Below are 19,226 nucleotides of genomic sequence, written 5' to 3' on the forward strand. Positions count from 1 at the left end.
AATTCATGAAAATAGCATTTTTGACTCCAGAATACCCACATCCTAAAACAGGTAATTCTGGAGGTATAGGTACCAGCATTAAAAATTTAGCAATCGGACTTTTAGCAAAAGGCATTTCTGTTCGAGTTTTGGTGTACGGTCAAAAAGAAGATGCTTCTTTTGACGATAATGGGATTTTAATTCAGCAAATAAAAAATGTCAAATTAAAAGGGTTATCGTGGTTTCTTACAAGAAAAAAAATTGAAAGAATAATTAATCAGTTACATTTAGATAAAAAAATTGATTTGGTCGAAGCACCAGATTGGACCGGTATCACATCTTTTATAAAACCAAAATCATGTCCGCTGATTATAAGATTAAATGGCTCTGATGCTTATTTCTGCTATTTAGATAATCGTCCTGTAAAATGGATCAATAAGTTTCATGAAAAAAGGGCTTTGCAAAATGCTGATGCATTATTATCTGTAAGTCAGTTTACAGCAGAAAAAACTAATTTCGTTTTTGGCTTAGATAAAAAGTTTACCATTATTCCAAATTCTATTGATTTTACTTTGTTTAAAGCAGAGGATTTAAAATCTAATTTTAACAATACTATTTTGTATTTCGGAAGTCTTATTCGCAAAAAAGGACTTTTAGAACTTCCCTTAATTTTTAATAAAGTTATAGAGAATAACCCTAAAGTGAGATTGGTTTTAATTGGAAAGGACGTCTCTGATATTATTTCCGGTAATTCTTCAACTTGGGAAATGATGAAAGAATTATTCTCAGAAGAAGCGAAGGCAAAAGTATCTTATTTAGGAAGTATTCCCTATTCTGAAATTAAGAATAAAATTAGAGATGCATCAGTTTGCGTGTTCCCTTCTTTCGCAGAAGCTTTTCCAGTTTCCTGGTTAGAAGCTATGGCGATGGAAAAAGCCATAGTAGCTTCGGATATTGGTTGGGCCAAGGAAGTTATCATAGATAGTGAGAGCGGTTTTTTAATTGACCCAAAAAAGCATGATTTGTTTGCATCGAGAATCGTTCAGCTTTTAGAAAATCCTATTTTGATCGAAGAAATTGGTAGAAAAGGGAGAATAAGAGTTGAAAATTTCTTTGGAGTTGATAAAATAGCTAATGATAATATTAATTTTTATAAATCATTAATCGTTAAAAATTGATAGTTTTATATCATAACGGAACTAGAGCTGTAAAAGTCGTTTCGAACGGAGATATTATTTTATCTTGTGATAAGAATACAAAACTATCTGTTATATTATCGCAACTCGCTTTTCAATATCCAGATTCAAAAATTGTTTGGTGCGACGAAAGGTTCGAATCAAATCTAAACTTAGAATCTATAAATACAATTTTTCATCACAGAAAAATGATGGTGTCTTATAATCCTGAAAAAATTGAGTTTTTAGGACCAAAAATAGGTTATGTTGACGAATCCCCTTTTATTAAAATCAATAAAGATGTAAATTATCCAACTTGGCAAATGAGTAGCTTAGTGGGTGTTATTCATGCATCGGTACTTTTGGCGGTTAATAAAAAAATAAAATTAGATTCTAATTTTGATTATTATTTAAATTCAGTAGCCAAATTATGTGCGCCTTTGGGGTTACTGTGTTATTCAGATCCAAAATTATTATTAAAGAATGAATTACGCATAATTTCAAAATCTTCAAATTATACTCTTTTTAAATTTATCAAACAGCATTACAGAACGCGATGGATATTCTTGTTGTTTTTAAATCTAGTTATTTATGAATTTAGATTTCCATTTTTAGCCCTATTGTATAGTTTCTTTTTTAAGAATAGGAACGGTAATAACATTAATATGAATTCTATTAAAGTTTGTTCTTCATTAAATTTTGTTGATTCAGGAACTATTGATGTGATTATTCCAACTATTGGAAGAAAACAATATTTATATGATGTTTTAAAAGATTTATCCCAACAAACTTATTTGCCTAGGAATGTAATAATTGTGGAACAGAATTCTTTAAGAGAGAGTATTTCAGAATTAGATTACTTAACTGCGGAAGATTGGCCATTTAAAATAAAACACACTTTTATAAACCAAACAGGTGCTTGTAATGCAAGAAATATTGCTTTAAGTCAAGTTGAAAGTGACTGGATCTTTTTTGCAGATGATGATATTAGATTTAATGAAAATTTTATTGAATCGGCAGTTAAACTAATTTCTCAATATAAATGTAAAGCCGTTACTTTTAGATGTTTTCAGAAAAATGAAAAGAGTATTTTTAAAGATATATTCCAATGGGGCACTTTCGGTTCAGGATGCAGTTTGGTTAATGGTGAACTACTTAAAAACGTGCAGTTTGATTTACGTTATGAATTTGGATTTGGTGAAGACGCAGATTTCGGAATGCAGATTCGAAATCTAGGATGTGATGTGTTGTATTTCCCAACTCCGGAAATATTACATTTAAAAGCGCCAATTGGAGGGTTCAGGACAAAACCAAGTTTACTTTGGAGTGATCATGAAATTAAACCAAAGCCTTCTCCAACTATATCATTGTATAAACTATTGCACGAAACAAAAGAACAACATAATGGTTTTAAAACTATCTTGTTTTTTAAATATTATAAAATCCAAAATATCAAAAATCCATTGAAATATTTTGTAAAATTTAATAAAGAATGGAAACAGAGTTTGTATTGGGCTAATGAATTAATACGTAAGTCGGAATGATATTTTCTCTAATTGTTTGTACATATATGCGCCCTGAGCCTTTGCTGGAGTTATTGCAATCGGTTCAGAAACAGACTTTTTATCCTGATGAAATTTTAATTATTGATGGATCTTTAGACAATGAAACAGAAACTATTTTAAAGGAGAATCGATTCAGAAATTTAAAATATTTTTTGGTTGACGAACAAAATCGAGGACTTACGAACCAGAGAAATTTTGGAATAAAAAAAGTAAACGATTCGGTTGAAATTGTTTGTTTCCTAGATGATGATACAGTTTTAGAGGAAAATTATTTTGAAGAAATAATTAAAACTTATAAAGTTTTTCCAGAGGCTTTAGGCGTTGGCGGTTACATCACAAACGAAACAAAATGGGAGAGAGTAATCGATAATTACATTCCTTTTGTAAATGAATTTTATTATGATGGATGGAAACGTAAAGATGGAAGTCGTTTTGTTCTTAGAAAGAAACTTAATCTAGATAGTGATTGTCCTCCTGGATTTTCGCCTTTATTCTCACACGGAAGAAGTGTTGGGTTTTTACCGCCAAGTGATAAAATATACCCTGTTGAACAATTAATGGGTGGCGTTTCATCTTTTAGGAAAACGATTTTCGAAGAATTTTCATTTTCGACCTATTTTGAAGGTTATGGTTTGTATGAAGATGCTGATTTTAGTTTAAGAGTAGCGAAAATCGGAAAATTATATGTTAACACAAAAGCTCGGTTAGGGCATTTTCATGCTGAGGAAGGACGTCCAAATCAATACCAATACGGAAAGATGGTAGTTAGAAATGGCTGGTATGTTTGGCGTGTTAAAAATCCAAGACCAAGATTTAAAGACCGTTTAAAATGGAATTCAATCACAATACTTTTAACTGCAGTAAGATTAAGTAATACATTTACTTCCAATAATAAAAAAGCTAGTTTTACTGAAGGCCTTGGAAGAATTTTAGGATGGGTGAGTTTGTTATTTAATAAGCCAAAAGCTCGTGATTTATGATTTTGTGTATAATAACTCATGTCAGACATATAAAAGACAAGAAAGGCTTTTATGGCTACTCTCCGTATATACGCGAAATGAATATTTGGTTAAAGTATGTTGATGAGGTAATTATTGTTGCTCCTTTAGAAAATAATGAACCTAAAATAATAGATATTCCTTATAAGCATAATAAAATAAATTTTAAAAAAGTAAGTGATTTTAGTTTTACTAGTTTCAAAAATAGTTTGCTTTCAGTTTTAAAATTGCCAAGGATTTTTTGGGAAGTATTCTGGGCGATGAAAAATGCAGATCATATTCATTTACGCTGTCCGGGAAATATGGGTTTAATAGGTTGTTTTGTCCAGATTCTATTTCCGAAAAAAGAAAAAACAGCAAAATACGCTGGTAATTGGGATCCTAAAAGTAAACAGCCATACACATACAAATTGCAAAAATGGATGCTAAGTAATACTTTCCTGACTCGAAATATGAAGGTTTTAGTTTACGGTGATTGGGAAAATCAATCTAAAAATAGTAAACCATTTTTTACAGCCACCTATTCAGAATCGGAAAAAGAAACGGTTCAAAAGACAAGTTTTGATCAGGAAACAAAATTCATTTTTGTCGGGAGTTTGGTTTTAGGAAAAAATCCAATGTATGCTATTCAATTTGTTGAAAAGTTGCAGGAAAAAGGATATAAAGTGACTTTGGATTTATATGGCGAGGGGCCTGAAAGAATTAGTTTAGAGAATTACATTCAAATAAATAATTTAGGAGCTTTCATAACTTTAAACGGAAATGTAAATCAAGACACATTGAAGAAAGCATATCAAGATAGCCATTTTGTTATTTTACCTTCTAAAAGTGAAGGCTGGCCAAAGGCAGTTGCAGAAGGAATGTTCTGGGGGTGTGTGCCTATTGCAACTTCAGTGTCTTGTGTGCCATATATGCTGGATTATGGAGAAAGAGGAGTACTGCTTAAAATGATTTTGGAAAACGATATCCAGCAAATAGAAACTATTTTAAAAAGTGAATTGCTTTTTAAAAATAAAAGTAAAAAAGCATTAGAATGGTCACAAAAATATACTATTGATGTTTTTGATAAGGAGATTGAAAAAATGTTAGATAAGTAATTATGAAAATAAAAAACAAGAAAATTTTAATTATTATTCTCTTTTTAGGGATCTTAATATTGATTTTGATAAATCGTAGAACTCCTTTTTTTCAGCAAGATGGCGGCGGCGGTTGGTCTGTAGGATATGGAGAATCTAACGAATTTCCGAAAAGTATTAATGTAAAGGATAATGCTATTTATAGTATTGAAAAATTGAAGATTAGTAATGACTCCACGGTATTTTTAGCAGATCCTTTTTTCGTAAAAGAGAAAGATACTTTTTATTTGTTTTTTGAACATAAAAAAAACAAATTTAATGGAGATGTTGGTTTGTTAACGTCAACCGATGGAAAGAATTACCAGTATCGTGGTACTGTACTTACTCAAAAGTTTCATTTATCGTATCCTCAGGTATTTAAATATCGAAACGACTTTTACATGGTTCCAGAGTCCAAAGGGGCAAATAATGTATTGTTATATAAAGCATATCATTTTCCTTTTGATTGGAGGGTTTATGATACTTTGGTAAGTAATGTTAGATTGAAAGATCCGTCAATATATCTATCAGATTCTTTAAATGTTATGGTAGCATCAGATGATAATTTGAATATGTACATGTACCAGGCCGATTCGCTTTTTGGAAAATGGAAGTTACATAAAAAACCAATAGCGATGATGGGGACAGAAGCCAGAGCGGGCGGGCGTTTTTTTGCAGATAAAAAAGGACTGATTTTGCCAGTACAAAATTCTACAAATGGTTATGGATTCGGATTGTCATTGTATCGTTTTTCTTTTAAAGATGGAAATTATACAGTTAAAAGAGAATCTCCATTTTTTTTAAAGGCTAATAAAGAAATAAAAGAATTTAATGCAGGAATGCATCAATTGGATATTCAAAAATTAGATGAAAATCATTACTACTATGTATATGATGGAAATACATTAAATAGCGATTCTAAAAAAGTAAATATTTATGGCCCTCTAAAATGGACTTATATTGATGTTAAAAATTGGATTTTGAATCAATGAGAATCATTCAAATGATAGACTCCCTTGAAGCAGGTGGAGCAGAGCGTATGGCTGTAAATTATGCTAATGCTTTGGTCAATGAAATTGAATTTTCTGGACTTGTTACTACCAGGAAAGAAGGTTCTTTGCTAGGTCAAATTGATGCGAATGTTTCGTATTTGTTTTTAAATAAAAAGAGGCAGCTTGACTTTGGCGCACTTTTTAGATTAAGATCTTTTGTGCTAAAAAATAAAGTAACTCATATTCATGCGCACAGTACCTCTTTTTTTCTGGCTTTTTTATTAAAATTGATTCATCCTTCGTTAAGAATTATTCGCCACGATCATTATGGGAATAATGAGTTTTTATCGGTTCGACCTTATTTTGTGTTGAAGCAAACAGCTCCTTTTTTTAATGGAATTATCGTTGTAAATCAAAAGCTTAAAAATTGGTCGGAATCAAAATTAAAAGCAAAGAACATTATCTATTTGCCTAATTTTACGATAAAAGAGAAAAGTAAAAAAGAAGATATAATTCTTAAAGGTTTTGAAGGAAAAAGAATTATTTGTTTAGCTAATCTGAGACCTCAGAAGAACCATTTTTTATTATTAGAAGTCGCTAAAAAACTAAAAAAAACACATTCAGACTGGACTTTTCATTTAGTTGGAAAAGATTTTAAAGACGATTATGCGATGCAGATTAAGAAATTAATCCTAGAATATAATTTAGAAGAAAAGGTGTTCCTTTATGGCTCGAGACAAGATGTAGAAAATATACTAAATTTAACTTCAATTGCTATATTAACTTCACAATCTGAAGGATTACCAGTTTCGGTCTTAGAATATGGATTGTATAAAAAACCGATTGTTGTTACTCGAGTTGGGGAAATACCGAGGATCGTCGAGCATGGGGAAAATGGTTTTGTTGTTGATTCTAACGAACCGGATTTGTTTTATAATTATCTAGTCAAATTGATTACTAGTGAGGGATTGCGTTCTGATTTTGGGCAAGCACTTTATAATACCGTTCAAAATGATTATACAGATAAAAGCGTTATTAGTAAATATTTGAATTGGTTGCAAAAAAGTTAAAAATGAAGAAAGAAGATCGGTCTTATATTTTTTTAATAATGCTTCATTTTTTTTTAGGAGCATTAATATTCGCTTTTCCTTTTGCTTCAAAAATATATACTTTGGCAATATTTGCATTTGGGGTTTATTATATTGTAAAAACTGAGAATAAAAATAATGAAGTTCTTATTGTATCTGCTTATGTTGTAGGTGTTGAGGTACTTTTACGAATGACTAATGGAATGATATTGAATGAGTTTGGTAAATATTCAATCTTATTTTTTATGTTTCTTGGAATGATTTATTCCAGATTTTCCAAGAATGGCTTATTGTATGGTGTTTTCTTGCTTTTGCTTATTCCGGGGATCATTTTATCTACTACCGCCTTAAATTTCGAAACTGATATTAGAAAGGCAATTGCATTTAATATTTCTGGGCCGGTTTGTCTAGGAATTTCTTCCATCTATTGCTATCAGCGTAAAATAAGTTTTGATAGATTAAAGCAATTAATTACCGCTTTTTCTATGCCTTTGATTACTACCTTGGCATATCTTTATTTTTATACACCTAGTGTTGAGGATGTGATTACTGGAACGCAATCCAATTTTGAAACATCTGGTGGATTTGGCCCCAATCAAGTGTCCACTATATTGGGTTTAGGTGTTTTTGTGTTTTTTGTTCAATTGTTGATGAATTCCAAAAGTCGATTATTGCAAGTAATAAATGCAGGATTTGTCTTGACTTTTGCTTTTAGGGGAATTGTAACTTTTTCACGCGGGGGAGTAATAACCGCAGTAGTGATGATTCTTTTATTTTTAATAGTGCTGTTTTTTCAAGCTAATAATAATGCAAGACCTAAAATCGCATTAATTATTATGTTTTCTTTTTTAACAGGATTGGGAGTTTGGGGTTATAGCTCTTTTGAGACTAAAGGATTGATTAATAAACGCTATGCAAACGAAGACGCTTTGGGGAGAAAGAAGAAGAGTCAGCTGGGAGGAAGAGAAGTTCTCATGGAATCGGAGTGGCAAATGTTTTTGGATAATCCAATTTTGGGAGTAGGTGTAGGTAAAAATAAGGAGTTAAGAAAACAACAAACAGGAATTGATTTGGCGAGTCACAATGAAATTACGAGAATGTTGGCAGAACATGGTTTATTTGGAATAATAGATTTATTGATTTTATTTTTTACTCCTATACTTTTGTTTGTTAATAACAGACAAAATATTTTGGCACTTTCCTTTTTGACTTTTTGGCTGCTAACTATAAATCATGCAGCTATGCGACTTGCGGCTCCCGCATTTGTATATGCATTAGCACTTCTTTCAGTACAACTTAAAATTCCTGAAAAAGGAGAAAATTCCCTCGAGTAAAATCTTTTTTTTATAATACATTTGCTTGACGTTTAAGCCCCTAAACAAACCTGAATAAATGTTTTCTACTAATAAAATGCATTTCGAAATTTCGGAAAGAAGAATACTACTTCTTGTTTTTGATGCTATTTTTGTTTTATCAGCTTTATACGTTTTAAATATAATATCTGACTACGGTTATTTTGTAATCGAGAAAAGTAACTCTTTAAGTGTTATATTATTGATATCTTATATTTATATTTTTGGAATGATATTCGAAATGTATAATCTACAGGTTGCAAGTAATCAATTGCAGATTCTTCAAAGTGTAATTTTTACTACCACTGCCACAGGATTAGCTTATTTATTTACCCCAATTTTATCTCCGGAATTACCAAAACAACGCTTAATAATATTTACTTTCTATTTCACAATACTTTTAACTTTGTTGTTGTGGCGTCAGTTTTATGCTTATTTTTTAGCGTCGCAGCGGTTTTCGCAAAATGTAGTTTTAATATGTGATCATAATCAGGTTGAGGAATTAGTTTTAGGGCTTGAAAATGTTGATCCACATTATAAATTTATTGGATTTGTAAATTCAGATTCTATTGCTGAGGAGCAATCAGGTTTTCAATATATAAAAGAAATTCAAAAGAAAGATTTAGAAGCCTTTGTACTTCATAATCAGGTTTCTGAGATTGTCATTGCCTCTCAAAAAACTGACGGAATTACTGCTGATTTGTACCAACAATTGCTTCATTTGTTAGAATCTGGAAATGTTATTCGTGAATACACACAAGTTTACGAAAGAAAAACTCATCGTATACCGGTTCATTATATCGCCAGAGATTTTTATCGTTTTTTTCCTTTCAGCAGAAGTAATAGTAATAAACTATACTTGTTTTCAGTTCGCTTTTTAGAATATCTCTCCTCTGTTATTGGATTGATTATTTGTATTGTATTTATTCCTTTTATTTTTATTTTAAATTTAGGAGCAAATAAAGGATCATTGTTTTATACGCAAGAACGAGTAGGTAAAAACGGTGTTGTTTTTAAGATCTATAAGTTTAGAACAATGGTTGAAAATTCAGAAACAAATGGTGTTGTTTTTGCATCCCCAAATGATAACAGAGTAACTCCTTTCGGGAAAATGATGCGTAAATCCAGAATTGATGAATTACCGCAGTTTTTTAATGTTTTAATGGGCGATATGGCGGTTATTGGACCAAGACCTGAGCGACCTTTTTTTGTTAAAGAAATAGCTCAAATAATGCCTTTTTATGAAACTAGGCATGTTATAAAACCTGGACTTACAGGTTGGGCTCAAGTCAATTATTCTTATGGCGAATCTATTGATGAGAGTTTGATAAAACTTCAATATGATTTATACTACATCAAACACCGTAGCATATTTCTTGATTTGAGCATAACTTTCAAAACAATTACTACAGTTTTATTTTACCGCGGACAGTAGTTTAGATAATAATCGGAATACGTTTTTTATTTCTAATTGCCACTCTTACTAAAACGAATCCACTTGTTATTATCATTGGCAAAACAATAAAGAAATGTGCTTTATTGATTAGAAAAATAGTGTAGACGATCAAAAAAATCAAGTGCAAGACTGCAAATCGATACGTCCATCTTTTGTTTTGTGCAACTGAAAAGAAAATCAAAATCAACAAAAGCGGGCTAAATAAAAGCACATTGTAATTCATTGCCAGTTCTTGGTGAAGAGAATAAAATCCAATAGCAACAAAAAAGATTCCTATTAAAGATAAGATTAAAAGATAAATTTTATCGACTATTTTATTATGCGCTAGAATTACAAAAGCAAGTATAATAAGATAAGTGTAAATGTTATTCCACCATGATTTTGGAGTTTCCTTCTCAAAACTTAGCAACGTTTTACTTTGACTTACTAAAGGATGATTTTGAAAAGTAGTTTTTTCTAAACTATTTTTTAATTCAAAAGGCAAAAATATCTTTGTTCCCAATTGATCTACTTTAGTTCCAAAAATAATACTCGTTCCTAATTGTTCATAAAAATGTCCGTTAAAATAAGGGAATAGAATAGAGCGATAAGTTATATCAGTGTCTCCTTTTTTAGTAATTATGTTGCCATTTAAGGCTGAATTGACAACATCAACAACCATCGATGTACAGTTTTTGTCAATGAATTTATAAGTATAAAAACGTTCTTCAGAAAATATGGTTTTATTTAGTTTGTCGAAAAGCTTTTGCTTCAATTCTTGCGGAATAAGTAATTCCTGCTCAAAAATGCTTCTTTTTTCAGCGGTATACTCATTCGCGAAATCTCCAAATGCGGCTGCAGTTGCATAATATTGTAAGTCGCCTTTGGTAAATTTGGCAACAAAATTAGGAGTTCTAAAATCAAAAGTACCATAGTTATAAACAACATCAATATTATTGGCAGGATCAGCAATTCTGATGGCTGTGTGACCAAAAAAAGAATATGATTCGTTACCAAGACCACAAGTCAGAATACTTATTTTAGCATCTTTTGATAAAGGTAAATTTTGGCTAAAACCAATAAAACTTAGTAATAATAGTAAACTAAAAAGTGTTTTTTTTAAAATGACATTTTTCATGATTTAAAATTTTTAAGAAATTTAAGGTTTTGTAAATTTTATCTAAAGATACCCAAATCTACTTTTAAAGAAAAAATATTTGAGTATAAAGCCGTACTTTGGTTTCCTAGGTCAGTTAAAGCATAATCAACCTGAATGCCTTTATACTTAAAACCTAATCCAATATTAGGTTGAAAGTTCACTTTTTCAGTATTGTCTAATTGAGTTACATTTTGAAAATTTCCCGCGCCAGCTCTTAAAAAAACAAGATCAGTGTAGCCAAATTCAAAACCAAGTGCAGGATCAATGCTAACTACTTTTGATGAAATAATATCATTGGTCTGTTCAAATCTCATATTCAAATTTGTGGCAACCAAAAGACTGTAATCATTATGAAAATCAAATTTTTTCGAAACTCCTAATTGAGCTTTCGGTAAAGTTATCTCCGTGCTTTCTGGTAATTCATTGTTTTCACCCGGAATAGCATTTGCAATCTTCTGATATTCTTTTTCGTCAATATTCCAAACGTTATAAGTTGTCGTAATATCTCGAAGCATTAATCCAAAATTCCAATTATTACGTTCAAACTGAAGTCCAATATCAAATCCAAACCCCCAGGAATTAGCAAATTTTCCAATAATTCGACGAATTACCTTTGCATTCACTCCGTATTGAAAACCGTCAACAGGCAATTTTCTGGCGTAAGAAAAAGTGAAGCCATAATCAGCCGTCGAAAACAAGCTAATTCTGTTATAATCAATATTACCCTGATTGTCGATTAATTGAGTCGTGTCCATAATATCATCAACGCCAAAGCGAATCATTGAAATTCCCCAGGCACTTCGATCATCAATCGGGCTTGCGTATCCTATGTAATCATATTGTGCAATATTCGCGAAGTAATTGGCGTGCATTAAAGAAATTTGATGATCTTCAAGATGTGTTAAGCCTGCTGGATTCCAATAAACAGAATTAACATCATTTGTAGAAGCAACTACCGCACCTGACATTCCTAAAGCGGCTGCATCGACACCAATATTCATAAACTCATTCGAATATTTTCGAACAGTTTGAGCATATTGTAGTGAAAAGCTACAAAGTAATAAAAAGACTAGAATTTTCTTCAACTGATATTTTTTTGCAAACCGAAGCCTGTTTTAATTTTTACCAAAAATATAATATTTTACTCAGCAAATTTATTCCTTTTCATAAATATTACTAAAGTCAAAATACCAAATAAAAAACTCTTGTAAAAACCCCTTTTTAGTTGCAGTTATTATGCTAAATTTGTTCCTTCCATTATCAAATAATTTAAAAGATGAATATTAAAAAACACATTCCTAATTTAATTACATTAATCAATTTGTTTTGCGGTTGTGTCGCAGTTGTTTTTGTTTCTAAAGGCAACTTCGAAATGGCTTTTTATATGGTTTGTTTAGGAATCTTTTTTGATTTTTTTGATGGTTTTTTTGCCAGATTATTCAAAGTTTCAAGTCCGCTTGGGTTGCAATTGGATTCTTTAGCAGATATGGTAACCAGTGGCGTTGCGCCAGGTTATGTAATGTATAGTTTGTTTTTAAAAAGCGCAAATCCTACGGATGAAATTGCGTCGACTATTATTCCTTTTTTAGGATTTATTGTCACATTAGGTTCTTGCTATCGATTGGCTAATTTTAATATTGATACCCGTCAAACAGATTCATTTATTGGTTTGCCGACGCCTGCAAATGCATTGTTTATTTTGAGTTTACCTTTAGTTATTGAGTATTCTGATTCTTTAGTGATTTTCGGAATCTTAACGAACCATTGGGTATTGTTAGCGATAACTTTATGTAGTGCCTATATTTTGAATGCAGAAATTCCTTTATTTTCATTAAAAATCAAGAAATTTAATCTAAAAGATAACGTGCTGCAAGTGATCTTTTTGTTAGTGGCCATAGTTTTAGTATTGTTTCTTCAATATATCGCGATCCCGTTAATTATCATTTTTTATGTGTTGTTATCGGTTGTGAATAATCTTTTCTTGAAAAAGTAGTTTTATTAATGGCAAGAAAAACGACTACACGAAGAACCTCTTATTCCCGAAAATCGAAACCTCAAAGATCGTTTTTGGCTAGTGGACTTCGCTTCATTATTTATTCCTTTTTAGTAATACTTTTTTTTAGTACGGTTTATCATTATCGCGATGGTTTAGCTTATTATCTTGGTTTTAAATCAAGTAAAGTTTTAAATGAAGATGAGGTTGACAAACATCTTTCTGATGTTAGAAATATTCAGGTTTTAGAAAATCACAAAGGGAAAGTTATAGGTATCGATGTTTCAGAATTTCAAGGAACCGTTCATTGGGACGAAGTTGAAATTTTAGAAGAAAAATATCCGGTGCAGTTTGTTTTTATTCGTGCAACAGCTGGAAATGATAGAGTTGACAGGCAATTTATGCATAATTGGCTCGGAGCAAAAAAGCATAAAATTATTCGCGGTGCCTATCATTATTATCGTCCAAACGAAAATTCAATTGAACAGGCAAATCTTTTTATTAAGACGGTGAAATTGCAAAAAGGCGATTTACCGCCAGTTTTAGATATTGAAAGATTACCTAAAAATCAACCTTTAGACAGCTTAAAAAAAGGTTTGAAACGTTGGCTGAATAAAGTAGAAGAGCATTATCAGGTACGTCCTATAATTTATACAGGAGAACGTTATTATGGCGATTTCCTGAAAGAAGAATTTGGTGAGTACCTATTTTGGATTGCTAATTATAATTTTTACAGAGAGAAAATTGAAGACGATTGGCTTTTTTGGCAGTTTACAGAAAAAGCTTATTTGCCGGGAATAAAACACAGAGTTGATGTAAATATCTACAACGGAGATTTACAGCAATTACAATTTATTACAGTGGAGTGAGTTTTTAGTATTCAGTTTTCAGTCGCAGTTTTCAGTCTCAGTAAAACTGTAAACTGTAAACTAAAAACTGCGACTGCGCACTTTTTTAGAACTCCAATTTCTTCTTACGTAATTCGAAGTTTTGCCCAAGATAAACACGACGAACCATTTCGTCTTCAACTAATTCTTCTGGAACTCCTGCTTTTAAGATTCCTCCTTCAAACATTAAGTATGTTTTGTCCGTAATTGCTAAAGTTTCCTGAACGTTGTGATCGGTAATAAGAATTCCGATATTTTTATTTTTTAACTGAGCGACAATTCTCTGAATATCCTCAACCGCAACAGGGTCAACTCCTGCAAAAGGCTCATCCAATAAGATGAATTTTGGGTCAGTCGCCAGAGCACGAGCAATTTCAGTACGACGGCGTTCACCTCCAGAAAGTAAATCGCCTCTGTTGGTGCGAATATGTTCTAAGCTGAATTCTTCTATTAAACTTTCCATTTTAGCAATTTGCTCTTCTTTTGAAAGTTTAGTTAATTGTAAAACGCTTAAAATGTTATCTTCAATGCTTAATTTCCTAAAAACAGAAGCTTCTTGTGCTAAATAACCAATTCCTTGCTGTGCACGTTTGTACATTGGATAATCGGTAATATTCAAATCGTCAAGGTAAATGTTTCCTTGATTTGGTTTTACCAATCCAACAATCATATAAAACGAAGTTGTTTTTCCGGCACCATTTGGCCCTAAAAGTCCAACGATTTCTCCCTGATTTACCTCAACAGAAATCCCTTTTACAACACTACGACCTTTATAGGTTTTGATTAAATTATCGGCTCTTAGCTTCATTTTTTTAATTAGATAATTAGATAATTTGAGAATGAGATAATTGAAAAACTAGCTCAGATTTAATTTTTTAAATTGATTTGAAAGGCAAAATAAGTTTAAAATAATCAATCCGATAAATCAATTAACAAATTATTGCATTTTCAAAATTTAGAATTTGTACTTCAGAATTAAATAATTAGAGTATTTCAAGAAATCATCTAATTATCAAATTGCCACATTTTCTAATTTGCAGCTTCGTCTTCAAGAGCTTCCCAGAATTCATAAGCTCTGCGTAAATGTGGAACTACAATTGTTCCTCCAACCAAAGTTGCGATTCCCATAGCTTCCATCATTTCTTCTTTTGTAACGCCTTCTTTATGACTTGTTTCTAAGTGATATTTTACACAGTCATCACAACGTAAAACAGCAGATGCTACTAATCCTAAAAGTTCTTTTGTTTTTACATCAAGAGCTCCGGGAGCATAAGCATTCGTGTCAAGATTGAAAATTCGCTTAACAATTTTGTTATTGTCAGCCAATAGTTTTTCGTTCATTTTAGAACGATAGTCGTTGAATTCTTGTATGATATCAGACATTTTCTTTCAATTTATTTTTATATACAACCTTCGAAATAAGGATACTTACTTCATAGATAATCAACATTGGGATAGCTACAATCGTTTGGCTCACAACATCTGGTGGTGTAACAATTGCTGCAACAATTAAGATGATTACTACGGCATATTTCCAATATTTTCTAAGGAACATAGGTGTTACTAATCCTAATTTGGTTAAGAAATAAATAACGATTGGTAATTCAAAAAACATAGCGCTACCAAGAATACTTGTTTTAACCATACCCATGTAAGAATCAAGTGTGAATTGGTTTTTAACAACATCACTTACAGAGAAAGTTGCAACGAAATTCACAGACATCGGAATTACAACAAAATATCCAAACAATACTCCTAAAAAGAAAAGTAAGGAAGAGACGAATATGAATAGTTTTGCGTTTTTACGTTCTTTCTCGTATAAAGCAGGGCTGATAAATTTCCATATTTCCCATAAAATAAAAGGGAAACTTAGAATGAAACCAGCGAGAAGACACATCCATACAAAGATGTTTACTTGTCCTTCCATTTCGGTATTCTGAATGATGAAATTCAACTCAGTGATGCAAATACTATCTGCAAAGCCCAACTGATGTGATAAGTCACAAAACCAGACATAAGTAAAAAAAGTAGGTCGTATTGGACCTAAAATAATTTGATCAAATAAATAATCACTTATAAAATAAGTGAAAAAAGCCATAATACATATTGCAATTGTGCTTCTTACTAATAACCATCTTAGTTCTTCAAGATGATCTAAAAATGACATCTCGCCAAGGTTTTTTTTTGCCATTATACGATTCCTTCTTTTAAAATGTCATGTAAATGTAGTACACCTTTGTACTCTCCGTTGTCAGCCACAATAAGTTGTGTTATTGAAAAATCTTCTAAAATATTTAAGGCGTCAACCGCCATAGTTTCTGAAGAAACTAATTTAGGATTTTTTGACATAATATCTCTTGCAGTTAAGTCAGCAATAGTATCTACGTCATTTAGCATTCTTCGGATGTCTCCGTCAGTAATAATTCCGATAATTTTATCATTTTCGATTACAGCGGTTACACCTAATCGTTTTTCAGAGATTTCAAAAATCGCTTTTTTAATTGAAGTATCCGGAGAAACCATTGGTTTTAACGAATGTTCAATCATGTCTTTTACGCGAAGCAATAGTTTTTTTCCTAAAGCACCACCCGGATGATAAACAGCAAAATCTTCTGGTTTGAAATCACGCATTTCCATTAAACAAACGGCAAGTGCATCACCCATTACAAGTTGTGCGGTTGTGCTATTTGTTGGTGCTAAATTTATTGGGCAAGCTTCCATTTCAACAGTGGTATTCAAAACATAGTCAGAACCTTTGGCTAAAAATGAAGTTACATTTCCGGTCATTCCGATTAAAATGTTTCCGAAGCGTTTTAATAATGGAACCAAAGCTTTTATTTCAGGACTATTCCCACTTTTTGAAATGCAGATGATAACATCTTCGTTTTGTATCATTCCTAAGTCGCCATGAATAGCTTCTGACGCGTGTAAGAACATAGATGGCGTACCAGTTGAGTTAAAAGTAGCGACCATTTTTTGAGCAATAATTGCGCTTTTTCCGATGCCTGTAACGATCAAACGACCTTTGGTTTCATAAATACGTTGGGTTGCTTCGTAGAAATTTTCGTCTAGAAAATCAATTAGTTTTGTAATTGCTTCACTTTCAGAGAGTATGGTTTTTTTGGCGATCGCCAATATATTTTCTTTTGTGATCAAAACAGAATATTTAAAATTTGTATGTATAAAAGAAAGTTGTATCTTTATGTGTTGCAAATTTATACAAAATATCCATTAATATAAAGAATGAATTCAAACGAAATTGAAATACACAAGGAATTAAAGAAGTATTTCGGCTTTAGCCAATTTAAGGGCTTGCAGGAGCAAGTCATTACGAGTATTTTAGACAAGAAGAATACTTTTGTAATTATGCCTACCGGCGGTGGAAAGTCTCTTTGTTATCAATTACCCGCTTTAATTCAGGAGGGAACAGCGATCGTTGTTTCTCCTTTGATTGCTTTGATGAAAAATCAGGTTGATGCAATTCGAAGCCTTTCTTCAGAAAACGGAATAGCACATGTGCTCAATTCCTCTCTCACCAAAACAGAAATCGCACAAGTAAAAAAAGACATTACCTCTGGTTTGACCAAATTACTTTATGTGGCTCCGGAATCTTTAACTAAAGAAGAGTATGTGGCGTTTTTGCAAAGTGTGCCAATTTCATTTGTTGCAATTGATGAAGCACATTGTATTTCAGAATGGGGGCATGACTTTAGGCCTGAATACCGAAATCTGAAAAACATAATCAAACAATTGGGACAGGTTCCAATTATTGGACTTACCGCAACTGCAACCCCAAAAGTTCAGGAAGATATTCTTAAAAATCTGGATATGTCTGATGCCAATACTTTTAAAGCATCATTCAACAGACCGAACTTGTACTACGAAGTTCGAACAAAAACAAAAAACATTGAGTCGGATATTATTCGATTTATCAAACAACATAAAGGCAAATCGGGAATTATTTATTGCTTAAGCCGTAAAAAAGTAGAATCGATTGCCGAAGTTTTACAAGTTAACGGAATTAGCGCGGTACCTTATCACGCAGGTTTAGATGCAAAAACCAGAGCCAAACATCAGGACATGTTTTTGATGGAAGATGTAGATGTTGTAGTTGCAACAATCGCATTTGGAATGGGAATTGATAAGCCGGATGTTCGATTTGTAATTCATCATGATATTCCAAAATCATTAGAAAGCTATTATCAGGAAACAGGTCGCGCAGGACGTGATGGAGGCGAAGGGCATTGTTTGGCTTATTACTCTTATAAAGATGTAGAAAAGCTTGAGAAATTCATGTCTGGAAAACCGGTTGCCGAACAGGAAATAGGTTTTGCATTATTACAGGAAGTTGTGGCTTACGCCGAAACCTCAATGTCACGCCGAAAGTTCTTACTGCATTATTTTGGTGAAGAATTTGACAGTGAAACAGGAGAAGGTGCAGATATGGACGACAACGTTCGCAATCCTAAAAAGAAAGTTGAAGCGAAAGATCAAGTCGTTAAATTATTGGAAATTGTTCGCGATACCAAGCATATTTACAAATCAAAAGAAATTGTATTCACTTTAATAGGTCGTGTAAATGCCGTTATTAAAGCACATAAAACTGATACACAATCGTTTTTTGGTTCAGGATCAGATCATGATGAGAAATACTGGATGGCTCTGCTTCGACAAGTTCTGGTAGCAGGTTATTTATCTAAAGATATTGAAACTTATGGCGTAGTAAAAATTACAAAAGAAGGTTTGAACTTTATTAAAAAACCAGTTTCGTTTATGATGTCTGAAGATCATGAATATAATGAATCTGAAGATGAAGCAATAGTAACCGCATCAAAATCATCAGGAACTGCTGATGAAGTTTTAATGGGGATGTTACGAGAACTGCGTAAAAAAGTGGCCAAGAAATTAGGTGTTCCTCCGTTTGTTGTTTTTCAGGATCCTTCGCTTGAAGATATGGCTTTAAAATATCCAATTAATTTAAATGAACTATTCAATATTCACGGTGTTGGTGAAGGAAAAGCTAAAAAATATGGTGGAGAATTTGTAGCATTAATCAGTCGATATGTTGAAGATAATGATATTGTTCGTCCAGATGATCTAGTAGTAAAATCTACCGGAGTAAACTCCGCAAATAAATTATACATCATTCAAAACATTGATAGAAAACTACCTTTAAGTGATATTGCTTCTGCAAAAGGACTTTCGATGGATGCTTTGATCAAAGAAATGGAACAAATTGTATATTCAGGAACAAAGCTGAATATCAAATATTGGGTTGATGATATGCTTGATGATGATCAGCAAGAAGAAATTCACGATTATTTCATGGAATCAGAATCAGATAAAATCGAAGACGCTCTTAAAGAATTCGATGGCGATTATGATATTGATGAATTACGCTTAATGCGAATTAAATTTATTAGCGAAGTAGCGAATTAAAAAAAGTTTTCAGTCGCAGTTTTCAGTCTCAGTCAGAACTGAAAACTGA

17 protein-coding genes are annotated in these 19,226 nt (G+C 32.0%); 11 read left to right on the top strand and 6 right to left on the bottom strand.

Features of this window, described 5'->3' with window-relative positions; translation table 11 throughout:
- The first annotated feature begins 5 nt into the window (after positions 1 to 5).
- The 8 genes from ACHRVZ_RS14175 to ACHRVZ_RS14210 are packed head-to-tail and all read left to right on the top strand — an operon-like array spanning position 6 to position 9,699.
- On the top strand, positions 6 to 1,157 hold the full coding sequence (locus ACHRVZ_RS14175) for a glycosyltransferase family 4 protein (protein ID WP_395423229.1): 1,152 nt from the start codon (positions 6 to 8) through the stop codon (positions 1,155 to 1,157).
- On the top strand, positions 1,154 to 2,698 hold the full coding sequence (locus ACHRVZ_RS14180) for a glycosyltransferase family 2 protein (protein WP_395423230.1): 1,545 nt from the start codon (positions 1,154 to 1,156) through the stop codon (positions 2,696 to 2,698). Before ACHRVZ_RS14175 ends, ACHRVZ_RS14180 begins: the two co-directional genes overlap by 4 nt.
- Positions 2,695 to 3,699, top strand: a complete 1,005-nt coding sequence (locus ACHRVZ_RS14185; RefSeq protein ID WP_395423231.1) for a glycosyltransferase family 2 protein — start codon at positions 2,695 to 2,697, stop codon at positions 3,697 to 3,699. Before ACHRVZ_RS14180 ends, ACHRVZ_RS14185 begins: the two co-directional genes overlap by 4 nt.
- The gene (locus ACHRVZ_RS14190; RefSeq protein ID WP_395423232.1) at positions 3,696 to 4,814 is read left to right on the top strand and encodes a glycosyltransferase family 4 protein; all 1,119 of its coding nucleotides are present in this window, start codon (positions 3,696 to 3,698) and stop codon (positions 4,812 to 4,814) included. The genes ACHRVZ_RS14185 and ACHRVZ_RS14190 overlap by 4 nt, the downstream gene beginning before the upstream one ends.
- Before the next feature lie 2 nt (positions 4,815 to 4,816).
- Entirely contained in the window at positions 4,817 to 5,824 is a 1,008-nt protein-coding gene (locus ACHRVZ_RS14195; RefSeq protein ID WP_395423234.1) for a hypothetical protein, read from the top strand.
- 11 nt (positions 5,825 to 5,835) lie between these two features.
- On the top strand, positions 5,836 to 6,894 hold the full coding sequence (locus tag ACHRVZ_RS14200; protein ID WP_395423235.1) for a glycosyltransferase family 4 protein: 1,059 nt from the start codon (positions 5,836 to 5,838) through the stop codon (positions 6,892 to 6,894).
- Positions 6,895 to 6,896: 2 nt separating this feature from the next.
- Positions 6,897 to 8,246 (top strand): O-antigen ligase family protein, encoded by a 1,350-nt coding sequence (locus ACHRVZ_RS14205; protein ID WP_395423236.1) that lies wholly within the window; start codon positions 6,897 to 6,899, stop codon positions 8,244 to 8,246.
- Between the two features lie 58 nt (positions 8,247 to 8,304).
- Positions 8,305 to 9,699, top strand: coding sequence for an exopolysaccharide biosynthesis polyprenyl glycosylphosphotransferase (locus ACHRVZ_RS14210; RefSeq protein WP_395423238.1), 1,395 nt, complete (start codon positions 8,305 to 8,307; stop codon positions 9,697 to 9,699).
- A 1-nt stretch (position 9,700) separates the two neighbouring features.
- Here the strand turns inward: ACHRVZ_RS14210 and ACHRVZ_RS14215 are convergent, their stop codons facing one another.
- Both ACHRVZ_RS14215 and ACHRVZ_RS14220 read right to left on the bottom strand, forming a co-directional pair.
- Positions 9,701 to 10,837, bottom strand: a complete 1,137-nt coding sequence (locus ACHRVZ_RS14215; RefSeq protein ID WP_395423239.1) for a DUF4105 domain-containing protein — start codon at positions 10,835 to 10,837, stop codon at positions 9,701 to 9,703.
- Positions 10,838 to 10,875: 38 nt separating this feature from the next.
- The gene (locus tag ACHRVZ_RS14220; RefSeq protein WP_395423587.1) at positions 10,876 to 11,859 is read right to left on the bottom strand and encodes a PorV/PorQ family protein; all 984 of its coding nucleotides are present in this window, start codon (positions 11,857 to 11,859) and stop codon (positions 10,876 to 10,878) included.
- Positions 11,860 to 12,134: 275 nt separating this feature from the next.
- Here ACHRVZ_RS14220 and ACHRVZ_RS14225 point away from each other — a divergent pair, with 275 nt between their 5' ends.
- Both ACHRVZ_RS14225 and ACHRVZ_RS14230 read left to right on the top strand, forming a co-directional pair.
- Positions 12,135 to 12,851: a CDP-alcohol phosphatidyltransferase family protein gene (locus ACHRVZ_RS14225; RefSeq protein ID WP_395423240.1), complete on the top strand. Its 717-nt coding sequence runs from the start codon at positions 12,135 to 12,137 to the stop codon at positions 12,849 to 12,851.
- An 8-nt stretch (positions 12,852 to 12,859) separates the two neighbouring features.
- Positions 12,860 to 13,720 (top strand): glycoside hydrolase family 25 protein, encoded by an 861-nt coding sequence (locus ACHRVZ_RS14230; protein ID WP_395423241.1) that lies wholly within the window; start codon positions 12,860 to 12,862, stop codon positions 13,718 to 13,720.
- Between the two features lie 85 nt (positions 13,721 to 13,805).
- On the opposite strand, the gene lptB is transcribed toward ACHRVZ_RS14230, so the two are convergent.
- The 4 genes from lptB to ACHRVZ_RS14250 form a co-directional block, all read right to left on the bottom strand.
- A complete protein-coding gene (lptB, locus tag ACHRVZ_RS14235; RefSeq protein ID WP_029272155.1) occupies positions 13,806 to 14,546 on the bottom strand; it encodes an LPS export ABC transporter ATP-binding protein in 741 nt (246 codons plus the stop codon).
- A 221-nt stretch (positions 14,547 to 14,767) separates the two neighbouring features.
- Positions 14,768 to 15,121, bottom strand: coding sequence for a carboxymuconolactone decarboxylase family protein (locus ACHRVZ_RS14240; protein ID WP_395423242.1), 354 nt, complete (start codon positions 15,119 to 15,121; stop codon positions 14,768 to 14,770).
- Positions 15,114 to 15,929 carry a twin-arginine translocase subunit TatC gene (gene tatC, locus ACHRVZ_RS14245; RefSeq protein ID WP_395423244.1) on the bottom strand — a complete coding sequence of 272 codons (816 nt, stop codon included), beginning with the start codon at positions 15,927 to 15,929 and terminating at the stop codon, positions 15,114 to 15,116. Before tatC ends, ACHRVZ_RS14240 begins: the two co-directional genes overlap by 8 nt.
- Positions 15,929 to 16,894, bottom strand: coding sequence for an SIS domain-containing protein (locus tag ACHRVZ_RS14250; RefSeq protein ID WP_395423245.1), 966 nt, complete (start codon positions 16,892 to 16,894; stop codon positions 15,929 to 15,931). The genes tatC and ACHRVZ_RS14250 overlap by 1 nt, the downstream gene beginning before the upstream one ends.
- Positions 16,895 to 16,981: 87 nt before the next feature.
- Between ACHRVZ_RS14250 and recQ the strand changes: the two genes are divergently transcribed.
- Positions 16,982 to 19,177, top strand: a complete 2,196-nt coding sequence (gene recQ / locus ACHRVZ_RS14255) for a DNA helicase RecQ (RefSeq protein ID WP_395423246.1) — start codon at positions 16,982 to 16,984, stop codon at positions 19,175 to 19,177.
- Positions 19,178 to 19,226 lie beyond the last annotated feature (49 nt).

It is taken from the genome of Flavobacterium sp. FlaQc-57, from assembly GCF_044007395.1.
GTDB lineage: Bacteria > Bacteroidota > Bacteroidia > Flavobacteriales > Flavobacteriaceae > Flavobacterium.